This window comes from Phenylobacterium sp. (assembly GCF_030654915.1).
Lineage (GTDB): Bacteria > Pseudomonadota > Alphaproteobacteria > Caulobacterales > Caulobacteraceae > Phenylobacterium.
In genome coordinates, this window is sequence record NZ_JAURWM010000277.1 from 1 (window position 1) to 11120 (window position 11120).

The following is an 11120-nucleotide window of genomic DNA, read 5'->3' on the forward strand; positions in this document are numbered from 1 at the left end:
CCAGAGCCGGCCGAGATTGGTGTATTTCGATTGGCCGGTCTGGCGATGACGCTGGTTCACCGGCCGGAAGTCCACCTGATAGCCTTCACGCAGCATCAAGGCCGGCAGGTATCGGTGGATGTGGTCGAAATAGGGGAGCCGCAGGAAGGCCTCGCGGCGGAAGGCCTTGAGGCCGCATCCGGTGTCGTTGGCCGTGTCCTTCAGCAGGCGCTTGCGCACGCCGTTACCGAACTTCGAGGCGAACTTCTTGGCGGCGCTGTCCTGACGTTTCACCCGCTCGCCGCCGACCAGCACGAGGCCCGGCGGTCCGGCGACCAGCGCGTCCACCAGACCCGGCCCATCGGCGGGATCGTTCTGGCCGTCGCCGTCCAGGGTCACGATCACATCGCCGCGGGCGGCCAGGACGCCGGTGCGAATCGAACGGCTCTGTCCCGAGTTCTTGGCGTGGCTCAGCACCCGCAGTTGCGGAATCTCAGCCTTCAAGGCGCTGAGCGCCGCGCGCGTGTTGTCCCGGCTGCGGTCGTCCACGAAGACGATCTCGAAATCGCGCCCAGCAAAGGCGGCGGCGATCTCGCGGGCAAGGTCTGGCGCCGCGCCTTCCTCGTCGAAGACGGGGACGACCACGGAAATGTCGGGCGTTGATTGAGCCATATTCCCTCCATAGCGGAAAATTCGGCGCGCGGGTGCTATCAACTCGGACATGAATCTCGAGGCCTATATCGACCGCTTCAGTCGGGGGTGGCGCGCGCCGGCGTTCGCGGCCCTGATCGCATTCCTGGCAGGCCTGCCGGGCGTGTTCGCCATGCCGCCGCTGGACCGCGACGAGAGCCGGTTCGCCCAGGCGACCGCCCAAATGCTGGAGAGCGGCGACTTCGTCGTCATCCGTTTCCAGGACCAGCCGCGCTTTAAAAAGCCGGTCGGCATTCACTGGCTGCAGGCGGGCAGCGTCGCGGCCTTCTCCTCCCCAGAGGACCGCGAGATCTGGGCCTATCGTCTGCCGTCCCTGCTGGGCGCCATGCTGGCGGCGGCGGCCTGCGCCTGGGGCGCGGCCGCCTTCTTCGGAAACCGCGCAGGGCTGCTGGCTGGCGGGCTGCTCGGCGCCACCTTCCTGCTCTCCACCGAAGCTTTCATCGCCAAGACCGACGCGGTGCTGGCCGGGACCACGACCCTGGCCCTGGCGGCGATGGGGCGGATCTATGCGGCTTCGCGGGACGGACCGCCGGCGGGACGCCTGACCCGGCTGCTATTCTGGCTGGGACTTTCGGTCTCGATGCTGGTGAAGGGACCGGTCGGCCTGATGGTCGTCGTCCTGACCGCGCTGAGCCTATGCGTCTGGGACCGCAAGGCCGACTGGCTCAAGAGCATGGGCTGGATCTGGGGCCTCATCCTGACCGCGGCGGTGGTCGGCCCCTGGGCGACGGCGGTGACCGTGGCCACGGACGGCGGCTTCTGGACGACGGCGTTCGGCGCCGATTTCGCCCCCAAGCTGGTCGGCGGCCAGGAAAGCCACGGGGCGCCGCCCGGCTATCACACCCTGCTGCTGCCGCTGCTGATCTTCCCCGGTTCGCTGCTGTTGCCCGCCGCCCTGGCGCTTGGCTGGCGGGGGCGGCGCGAGCCTGGCGTGCGCTTCGCGCTCTGCTGGCTGATCCCCGCCTTCCTGGTCTTCGAGGCGACCCCGACCAAGCTGGTTCACTACACCCTGCCGACCTACGGCGCTCTGGCCTGGCTGATGGCCGTGGCCGCCACGCGCGGCGAGGTTGGGCCTGTCGCCCGCTGGCTGGGCGTCGGGCTGTCGGCCCTGGTCGGCACGGTGCTGGCCGCGGCGGTCTTCTATCTGTTCAGCGAGTACGGCGATCCCAGCGACCTGCCGGCCGCCATCCTCACCGCCCTGCTGTTGGCGGCGGCGGGCCTGGTCGGCGCTTGGCTGCTCTGGCGACGTGAACCGACCAAGGCGCTAGTCGCGGCCGCCGCCTTGAGCATCCTTGGCCATGGCGCCTTCGCCGCGGTGTTCATCCCCCGGCTGGAGCCGCTGCTGGTCTCCAAGCGCACCGCCGACATCTTGACCGAGCAACGACTGTTGCCGCGCCAAGGCATCACGCCCGCGCCGGTGGCCGTGGCCGGATACGCCGAACCGAGCCTGGTCTTCGAACTGGGCACGCCCACCGATCTTGGCGGAGTCGATCAGGCCATCGAGGCCCTGGCCGACCAGCGCCCCGCCGTGGTCGAAAGCCGCGAGCAAGCCCAATTCGAAGCGGCCCTGAAGGCCCGCAACGTCAAGGCCCGCGAGATCGGCAAGGTCGAGGGCCTCAACTACTCCAACGGCGACGACACGACTTTACGTGTCTACGCCCCGATCCCATCTGAGGGACAATGAGCCGTTTCATCGAAATCGTCGAAGTCGGTCCGCGCGACGGGCTGCAGAATGAAAAGACCGTCCTGGACGTCGGCCAGAAGCTGGACTTCATCCGCCGTCTCGACGCCGCCGGCGCGCGCCGGATGGAGGTGGTGTCCTTCGTCAATCCCAAGCGCGTGCCGCAGATGGCCGGCGCCGAGGAGGTGATGGCCGACCTGTCGCCGGACACAAAGCTCTCGCGCATCGGCCTGGTGCTGAACATGCGCGGCTGGGAACGCGCCGTGGCGAGCGGCTGCGACGAGGCCAATGTGGTGGTCTGCGCCTCCGACGGCTTCGGCATCCGTAACCAGGGCGCCTCGGTGGACGAGCAGATCGCCGCCATGCACGGGATCACTGAGCGTCGCGCCGCCGATGGCGGGCCGCCGATCTCGGTGACCTTCTCGGTCGCCTTCGGCTGCCCGTTCGACGGCGAGGTGCCGCAAGATCGCGTCGTCTCGCTGGCCCGTGAAGCCGCCAACGCCAAGGTCGCCGAGATCGCGCTGGCCGACACCATCGGCGTCGCCGACCCCTGGACCGTCCGCAGCCGGGTCGAGGCCGTCCGCGCGGTGATCGGCGATATCCCGCTGCGTCTGCATTTCCACGACACCCGCAACACGGGCCTGGCCAACGCCTTCGCCGGGGTCGAGGCCGGGGTGAATATCCTGGACGCCAGTTGCGGGGGCCTCGGCGGCTGCCCGTTCGCGCCGGAGGCCACGGGCAATATCGGCACGGAAGATCTAGTCTACATGCTCGAGCGCGCCGGGTTCGATACGGGCTACGACCTCGGCGCCCTGATCGAGACGGCGAAGTGGATGTCGGGGGTTTTGAACAAGCCCATCGCCGCATCCGTCAGCCGGGCCGGCGTGTTCCCGCAGTAGCTAGGCCGCCCGTCCGCGGATACGCCACATCACCGGGCGGGCGATGGCGGTGCAGACGATCAGCGGCGAGATCAACCAGGCGACTAGGCTCTCGCCGCCGGTTTTGGCCCGCTTGCGGAAATAGCGCGCCAGGCCGACGCCCTTGTGAAACTCCACGCGCAGCGGGCTGGCGTGGCTGGTGTGACCGAGGTGGATCACTTCGGCCTTGGGCTGGAACAGGACGTCGCCGCCGCTCTGGCGCACGCGCCAGCACAGGTCCACGTCCTCCACATGCAGGAAATAGCCTTCGTCGAAGCCTTGGACTGCGTCGAAGTCCTCGCGGCGCATGCAGAAGCACGCGCCCGAAATGGTCGGGACGGCGATCACCTCTTCCGGGGCCGCCTCGCTCTCCCAATGCACCTCGTAGCGGCGCAGGGCGGGGATGGCGCCGGCCAGGCGGCTGAGGCTGAGCAGGGCGCTGACAGGCGTAATGTCGCCCCGCCGCGCGCCGCGCTGTTCGGTGCGGTCGGAATTCAGCACTCGGCCGCCGACCAGGCAGGGCACAGGACGGCCTTCGATGGCCCGCGCCAGTTCGGCGATGCAATCGGTTTGCAGGAAGGCGTCGGGATTGAGAAAGACCAGCACCTCGCCGCAGGCGGCGCGGGCGCCGAGATTAGCGCCGCGCGCGAACCCGACATTGCCCTGCCCCGCGATCACCCGCACCCGACGATCGCCGTCGGCGAGCCGCTTCAGGCGGGCCGCCTCCGACTGGGTCGAACCGTTGTCCACGACGACCAACTCATCGACCAGCGGATCGGCGAGCACGCATTCGACACTCTGCTGGAGAGCCTCCCCGGTCATGTAGACGACCATGACCACGGAGACCTTGCGGCGGGGCTTCAAGAAATCCTGCGTCGGCGCGGTTTCGTAAGCAACGATCGGTGCGGCGATGCCGTTCATCCAGCCTCCCTTACCCCGACCTCGCCTTGCAGGGGCGACGCACCCCGAAGCACAGCTTGGCGTATAACATCCGGCGGACTCGCCTCTAAGGCAAGTGCCTTGGCGGCTTCTGCGAGCGACAGAATCTGCTGTCCATCGGATCCCAGACGCCTCAAAGCGACCTTGCCCTCTTCAGCTTCACGTCGACCAACCACGGCGATAACCGGCGTCTTGGCGAGGCTGTGTTCCCGAATCTTATAGTTGATCTTCTCGTTCCGCAGATCCGTTTCAACCCGGAGACCAGCGGCGCTCAATTCTTGAGCCACCGCCAAGGCATAATCATCCGCATCTGACGTAATTGTGGCGACCACCACCTGCGTGGGGGCCAGCCAAAGCGGAAACGCGCCAGCATAATTTTCGATCACAACGCCGATGAAACGCTCCATCGAGCCGCAGATCGCGCGGTGCAACATCACCGGACGCTGCTTGGAACCGTCCTCGGACACGTATTCGGCGTCGAGGCGCTCGGGCATCACGAAATCAAGCTGCAGCGTACCGCACTGCCACGTCCGCCCGATGGCGTCGGACAGGTGGAACTCGAGCTTCGGGCCATAGAACGCCCCTTCGCCCGGCAGGCGCTCGACCTCCATGTTCACCGCCTGGCGGGCGGCGCGGTCGAGCTTGTCCTCGGCGATATCCCAGACCTCGTCCGTGCCGGCCCGCAGATCGGGCCGCAGGGCCAGCTTCACGCTGTGGAGCTCCAGGCCGAAGTCGGCATAGACCGAGTTCAGCAGACGAACGAACTTCGTCGTCTCTTCCTCGATCTGGTCCTCGCGGCAGAAGATGTGGGCGTCGTCCTGCGTGAAGGCGCGCAGGCGCATGATGCCGTGCAGCGCGCCCGACGGCTCGAAGCGGTGGCAGGCGCCGAACTCGGCCATGCGCAGCGGCAGGTCGCGATAGGATTTTTGACCGAAGTTGAAGATCTGCACGTGGCCCGGGCAGTTCATCGGCTTGACGGCCAGCTGTTCGCCTTCCGCCGTCTCGCACGTGAACATGTTCGCACCGAACTTTTCCCAGTGCCCGGACTTCTCCCATAGACCCCGGTCCATGATCTGGGGTGCCTTGACCTCGACGTAACCGTCAATCTCCAGGCGGCGCCGCATGTAGGATTCCACCGTGCGGTAGAGCGTCCAACCCTTGGGGTGCCAGAAGATCATGCCCTTGGCTTCTTCCTGCAGGTGGAAGAGGTCCATGGCCCGGCCGATCTTGCGGTGGTCGCGCTTCTCGGCCTCTTCCAACCGCGTCAGATGGGCTTCGAGGTCGGCCTCGCTGGCCCACGCCGTACCATAGATGCGCTGGAGCTGAGCGTTGCGATGGTCGCCGCGCCAATAGGCGCCGGCCAGCTTCATCAGTTTGAACGCCTTGCCGACCGCCTTCGTCGAGGGCAGGTGCGGCCCCAGGCACAGGTCTTTCCACTGGCCCTGGCGATAGACCGTGATCGTCTCGCCCTCGGGCAGGTCGGAGATGATCTCGGCCTTGTAGGCCTCGCCGATAGACTTGAAGTGGGCGATGGCCTCGGCGCGGTCCCAGACTTCGCGCACGATCTTCTCGTCGCGGTCGACGATCTCCTTCATGCGCTGTTCGATCTTGGCCAGATCATCCAGGCTGAAAGGCGTCTCGCGGGCGAAGTCGTAATAGAACCCGTCCTCGATGGCCGGGCCGATCGTGACCTGCGTGCCGGGGAACAGTTCCTGCACCGCCTCGGCCATGATGTGGCTGGCGTCGTGGCGGATGGTGTCGAGCGCCTCGGGGCTGTCGCGCGTCAGGATCTCGAACTGGCCGCCGCTCGGCAGCGCGCGGTCGAGGTCGTAGAGTCGCCCATCGAGCTTGATGAGCACGGCGCGTTTCTCCAGCGATTTGGCGATGGAGGCGGCGACGTCACGGCCCGTGGCGCCGTCTTCGAACTGGCGCTGAGAGCCGTCGGGAAAAATCAGATCGATCATGATTCACATGTCCATGTCCGCGAGGCCGACCCATCCGGGGTCTTGTCGCGCGGTTGGGGGACCGGGTCGTAGCCCGCGCCTCCCCAGGGATTACAGCGGCACAACCGCCGGGTCGCGAGCCAGGAGCCGCGCCAGGCGCCATGCAGGATCAGGGCCTCCGCGGCGTATTCCGAGCAACTCGGAAGAAACCGGCATTGGCGCCCGATCAGGGGCGAAAGCGTCAGCTTGTAGGCGCGAAGTGCGCCGCGGACGCAGGTTTCATAAAGGTTCATGCCGGCTCGCAGGCGTGCGATTCAATCGCTGCGATTACGCCTCGCGGTCTTGAGGATCAAGCCGCGCCGGCGGGGCTAGTTCGTTCCACGGCGCGGCGAACAGCCTCCGCCGCGGCCTCGAACGCAAGCAGCGTGGAGGCGTGGCGGGCGGGATAGTCTTTCACCGGGGCCAACATCGAGAGATCCGCGAAACGTCCAACAGGCGCGTCTGCGCCTTGCTTCAACATAGCACGGAACTGATCTCGGGCCATCTCGATCTCCGCCAGGCTAGCGCCCAGCACATGCTCGCCCAGTACTGACGCCGAAGCCTGGCCAAGGGCGCAAGCCTTAACATCCTGGGCGAAGTCGGCGACCCGGTCGCCCTCGACGACCACGTCGACCGTCACGCGGCTCCCGCAGAGCTTGGCGATTTTCTCGGAGCTGGCGTCCGGCGCAGGCAACCGGCCGGCGCGCGGCATGTTGGCCGCCAGCTTCAGGAGTTTCGCCGAGTAGAGGTCGTCGATCATGAGTCAGATGTAGGCTTGCCGCCCTGCGCATGCCACACGGCCTCGGCGCGTTCCTTCAGCGCCGCGTCCATCGCCTCGAAGCCGCGATAGATCTTGCGGCCCATTCGCTTGCCGACCGAAGGACCCATCAGCCCGCCGAATATCTCGCCATTCGAGAAGATGCAGGCCGCCTCATCCAGCACCTCGATCTCCAGGAAACGCGTGGTGGAGATCAGGCCGCCCATCATCTTCAGGCGCCAATGAATCTGGTCATTGGGCACCCACTCCAGGATGACCGGATGGATCACGGTCGGCGGCTCGTCGCCGATCACCATCGTCAGGTCGAGCTGGTTACCGATGCGAATCTGGCCCGCCGCCTGAACATAGAGCGGGTTCCACTCCGCCCAATGCTCGACGTCGTAGAGGATGTCCCAGATCACGTCCGCCGGCGCCTGGATGCCGACGCGGTGCTCGATGCGCAGGCCACTGGGCCCCGCAGGCGCCGGCGTCTTGAACGTGAACCCCTTGTTCGGGGTGAACATGTTGGTTTTGGAGTTCTTGCCGCCCAGCATCACACAGCGTCCTTGATCCGCCAGGTCGCTCCCGTCGGACCATCCATCACTTCGACATTCAACGCGGTCAGCTCGTCACGGATGCGGTCGGCGGCGGCCCAATCCTTGGAAGCGCGCGCTTCGACCCGCTGGGCGATGAGGCTGTCGACCTTCTCGCGCAGGTTCTCATCCACCCCGCCCTGGAACCATTCTTCCGGGTCAGCCGTCAGGAAGCCCAGCAGATTGGCGGAATCCAGCAGCAGCTGACGGCCGTGCAGGACCTCAGCTTCCGACTGCTTGCGGATCGCCAGACGGACTTGGTCCGACAGCTCGAACAGGGCCGCGAAGGCGGCAGGGGTGTTCAGGTCGTCTTCCAACGCCGCCATGAAGCGGTCTGCGGGACGGGTGGTGCGCCAATCGTCAGCCGAGGCCTCCGGAACACCGCCATGCGAGGCGAGGAAGCGGTTGGCGTCCTGCAGGGCCCCATAGATCCGGTCCAGCGCCTTGCGCGACTGGTCGATCAGTTCGCCGGTCCATTCCAGGGGCGCGCGATAGTGACCGACCAGCAGGGCCCAGCGCAGAGCCTCGCCCGGCGCCTGGGCGATCAGCTCGTGGACCAGGGCGACGTTGCCGACGCTCTTGGACATCTTCTCGGCGCCCATGTTCAGGAAGCCGTTGTGCATCCAGTACTTGGCGTAGCCGACGCTGTGGTCGTGGCCGGCGCACAGGCCCTGGGCCATCTCATTCTCATGGTGCGGGAACAGCAGGTCGATGCCGCCGCCATGGATGTCGATCGGCAGGCCCAGGCTCTGCTCGATCATCGCCGAGCACTCGATGTGCCAGCCCGGCCGGCCGGCGCCCCAAGGGCTGTCCCAGACCGGCTCGCCCTCTTTGGAAGGCTTCCAGAGCACGAAGTCGGCGGGGTGTTGCTTATAGGGCGCGACATCGACGCGGGCGCCGGCGATCATGTCGTCCATCGGCTGGCGCGACAGTTTGCCATAGTCGGCATAGGCCTGGGTATTGAACAGGACGTGGCCTTCGGCGGCATAGGCGGCGTTATTGCTCACCAGACGGCCGATCATCGCGATGATCGCATCCATGGTCTGGGTGGCGCGCGGCTGATGGGTCGGAGCCAGCGCGCCGAGCGTGGCCATGTCGGCGTTGTAGATCGAGAGATAGCGGTCGGTGATCGTGTCGATCGGCACGCCCTCGGCCACGGCCTTGGCGTTGATCTTGTCGTCCACGTCGGTGACGTTGGCCGCGTAGATCACTGATTTTTCACCGTAAATGTGCCGCAGAACGCGGAACAGCACGTCGAAAACCACCACCGGCCTGGCGTTGCCGATATGAGCGTAGTTGTAGACCGTCGGCCCGCAGACATACATCGTCACCCGCGCCGGATCGGTGGGAACGAAGGGGCGCTTCTCGCGCGCCATGGTGTCGTAAAGGGTCAGGGCCATCGGGTTCTTTATGAAAACTGCGCCATGCTTATAGAAAACTGACGCTGGGTAACGGTTGCCGTCAAAGGTGTTGGCCCCATATACATTCGGTCTGGCTTGGAGGCCACGGTTCCGTCCGTGGATCAGCTCGACCAGACCAAGGGGTGGCACGCGTCATTTCCGGGACCCTCGTCCCGGCGCAACTCAGGCCCCGGAAAGAACCGCTCAATCATGGACGCTCCGAGTCGCGACCGAACCCTGATCGGCACGCCCGGTCTTGATCTTGAAGCCGTGAAGCGCCCATCGCGCGAAGAGGCTATGGAAGCTGTGCGCACGCTGATCGCGTGGGCCGGCGACGATCCCCGCCGCGAAGGCGTGATCGACACCCCCAAGCGCGTTGTCGACGCCTATGGCGAGTGGTTCGAGGGCTACAAGCTCGATCCGGCCAAGGAACTCTCGCGCACCTTCGAAGACGTGCAGGGCTATGACGACATCGTCATGCTGCGCGAGATCGAGGTGGAGAGCCACTGCGAACACCACATGGCGCCGTTCCTGGGCAAGGCCTACGTCGCCTACATGCCGACCAACCGCGTCGTCGGCATCTCCAAGCTGGCCAAGGTCGTCGAGATCTACGCCCGCCGCCTCCAGACCCAGGAGACGATGACCCAGCAGATCGCCGACGCCATCACCGACAGCCTGCGCCCGGCCGGCGTGGCCGTCCTGATCGACGCCGCGCACCAGTGCATGACCACCCGCGGCGTCCACCACCGCCACGTCACCACCATCACCACGCAGTTCACCGGCGTGTTCAAGACCGACGCGACCCTGCGTCAGCGGTTCCTGGACTTCGTGAACAAGCGCTAATCGACCTGTCGCGTCAGGCCCTCTTCGGAGGGCCTGACAGCAGACCGGCTGCGACCGCCGGGCGCCCGCTCGGGCCGGTGGACCAGGGTCACCAGGACGAAGCTCAGCATCATCAGCAGATACCAAGACCCCAGCTTGGCCATGGGCACCAGGCTCCAGCCGTTCTTCTGGCTCGGATAGACCCAGGCGGCGGTGAAGGTGCCGACGTTCTCGGCGATCCAGATGAACAGGGCGACCAGTAGGAAGCCGAGCAGCATCGGCATCCGGCGCACCGTCCGGTCCGGCGTGAACTGGAACCAGGCCCGGCCGAACAGCACCACCGACAGGGCGTAGAGCCCCCAGCGGATATCTGGCAGATAGTGGTGGGTGAAGAAGTTGAGATAGGCCAGCACCGCCAACACCCACGGCCCCCAGAGCGGCGGATAGTTCTCGAACCTGATCTCGAAAAGCCGGATCGCGCGGGCCATGTAGGAGCCGACGCAGGCGTACATGAACCCCGAGAACAGCGGCACGCCGCCGATCCGCAGGATGTTGTCCTCTGGATAGGCCCAGGAACCATGCGCGGTCTTGAAGATCTCCATGGCGGTGCCGACCACGTGGAAGATCAGGATGACCAGCGCCTCCTCCATCCGCTCCAGCTTGGTCGCCAGCAGCAGCCCCTGGATCAGAACCGCCGCCAGCACCAGGAAGTCGTAGCGCGCGATCACCGGATCGGCCGGCCAGAAGAAGTGGGTGAGGATCAGCAGCGCCAGCATCGCGCCACCGAACAGGCAGGCCCAGGCCTGTTTCAGACCGAACAGCAGGAACTCGTAGGCATAGCCACGCCAACGCCCGCGCTCGGCCCATGGCCGGGCGAAGGCGTCGAACCGCGCCACCTGGTTCTTGATCTTGTCCTTCAAACTCATGGCGCGGAGGCTAGCGCGAGCCCCCGTCGACGCGCCATATGCGCATTATGACGCAAGCGAGCTTTCCCACCGCCCCGACCAAGGACGCGCTAGAGCGCGGCGAGGTCCTGTCCCCCCGGTTCGATGCGAACGGCTTGATGCCGGTCATCACCACCCACGCCGAGAACGGGGAGGTGCTGATGTTGGGCTACATGAACGCCGAGGCGCTCGCCCGGACTCTCGAACTGGGCGAAGTCGTATACTTCAGCCGCTCCCGCAATGAGATCTGGCACAAGGGCGCGACCAGCGGCCAAATCCAGAAGATCGTCGAGATGCGCGTCGACTGCGATCAGGACTGCATCCTGGTGAAGGTGCTGCCGCAGGGCGACGGCGGCGCCTGCCACGTCGGCTTCCGCTCGTGCTTCTACCGGGTG

General features: G+C 66.2%; 12 protein-coding genes. 4 read left to right on the forward strand and 8 right to left on the reverse strand.

Translation table 11 applies throughout. From position 1 onward, the window contains the following. Nucleotides 1–651: glycosyltransferase family 2 protein (locus Q7T84_RS14575; RefSeq protein ID WP_370653666.1), on the reverse strand; the 651-nt coding region annotated here is incomplete at its 3' end. 49 nt (nt 652–700) lie between these two features. On the opposite strand from Q7T84_RS14575, the gene Q7T84_RS14580 reads away from it, so the two are divergent. After that, nucleotides 701–2374, forward strand: a complete 1674-nt coding sequence (locus Q7T84_RS14580) for a glycosyltransferase family 39 protein (RefSeq protein WP_304810207.1) — start codon at nt 701–703, stop codon at nt 2372–2374. Continuing rightward, entirely contained in the window at nt 2371–3270 is a 900-nt protein-coding gene (locus Q7T84_RS14585) for a hydroxymethylglutaryl-CoA lyase (protein ID WP_304810210.1), read from the forward strand. Before Q7T84_RS14580 ends, Q7T84_RS14585 begins: the two co-directional genes overlap by 4 nt. Here the strand turns inward: Q7T84_RS14585 and Q7T84_RS14590 are convergent, their stop codons facing one another. Genes Q7T84_RS14590 through cysS form a run of 6 tightly spaced genes read right to left on the reverse strand, consistent with a single transcriptional unit; the run spans nt 3271 to nt 8959 of the window. Further along, complete coding sequence (locus Q7T84_RS14590) at nt 3271–4209, reverse strand: glycosyltransferase family 2 protein (RefSeq protein WP_304810212.1); 939 nt, start codon at nt 4207–4209, stop codon at nt 3271–3273. Further along, nucleotides 4206–6191 carry a threonine--tRNA ligase gene (gene thrS, locus Q7T84_RS14595; protein WP_304810214.1) on the reverse strand — a complete coding sequence of 662 codons (1986 nt, stop codon included), beginning with the start codon at nt 6189–6191 and terminating at the stop codon, nt 4206–4208. Before thrS ends, Q7T84_RS14590 begins: the two co-directional genes overlap by 4 nt. Continuing rightward, on the reverse strand, nt 6188–6463 hold the full coding sequence (gene yidD, locus Q7T84_RS14600; protein WP_304810216.1) for a membrane protein insertion efficiency factor YidD: 276 nt from the start codon (nt 6461–6463) through the stop codon (nt 6188–6190). Before yidD ends, thrS begins: the two co-directional genes overlap by 4 nt. Nucleotides 6464–6519: 56 nt before the next feature. Then, complete coding sequence (locus Q7T84_RS14605; RefSeq protein ID WP_304810218.1) at nt 6520–6969, reverse strand: iron-sulfur cluster assembly scaffold protein; 450 nt, start codon at nt 6967–6969, stop codon at nt 6520–6522. Beyond that, complete coding sequence (locus Q7T84_RS14610; RefSeq protein ID WP_304810219.1) at nt 6966–7520, reverse strand: SRPBCC domain-containing protein; 555 nt, start codon at nt 7518–7520, stop codon at nt 6966–6968. The genes Q7T84_RS14605 and Q7T84_RS14610 overlap by 4 nt, the downstream gene beginning before the upstream one ends. Then, the gene (gene cysS / locus Q7T84_RS14615) at nt 7520–8959 is read right to left on the reverse strand and encodes a cysteine--tRNA ligase (RefSeq protein WP_304810222.1); all 1440 of its coding nucleotides are present in this window, start codon (nt 8957–8959) and stop codon (nt 7520–7522) included. The genes Q7T84_RS14610 and cysS overlap by 1 nt, the downstream gene beginning before the upstream one ends. A gap of 210 nt (nt 8960–9169) precedes the next feature. On the opposite strand from cysS, the gene folE reads away from it, so the two are divergent. Continuing rightward, the gene (folE, locus tag Q7T84_RS14620) at nt 9170–9802 is read left to right on the forward strand and encodes a GTP cyclohydrolase I FolE (RefSeq protein WP_304810224.1); all 633 of its coding nucleotides are present in this window, start codon (nt 9170–9172) and stop codon (nt 9800–9802) included. On the opposite strand, the gene Q7T84_RS14625 is transcribed toward folE, so the two are convergent. Next, nucleotides 9799–10707, reverse strand: a complete 909-nt coding sequence (locus Q7T84_RS14625) for a DUF817 domain-containing protein (protein WP_304810226.1) — start codon at nt 10705–10707, stop codon at nt 9799–9801. The two genes, folE and Q7T84_RS14625, sit on opposite strands and share 4 nt — an antisense overlap. Nucleotides 10708–10754: 47 nt before the next feature. On the opposite strand from Q7T84_RS14625, the gene hisI reads away from it, so the two are divergent. Then, nucleotides 10755–11120: phosphoribosyl-AMP cyclohydrolase (hisI, locus tag Q7T84_RS14630; RefSeq protein ID WP_304810228.1), on the forward strand; the 366-nt coding region annotated here is incomplete at its 3' end.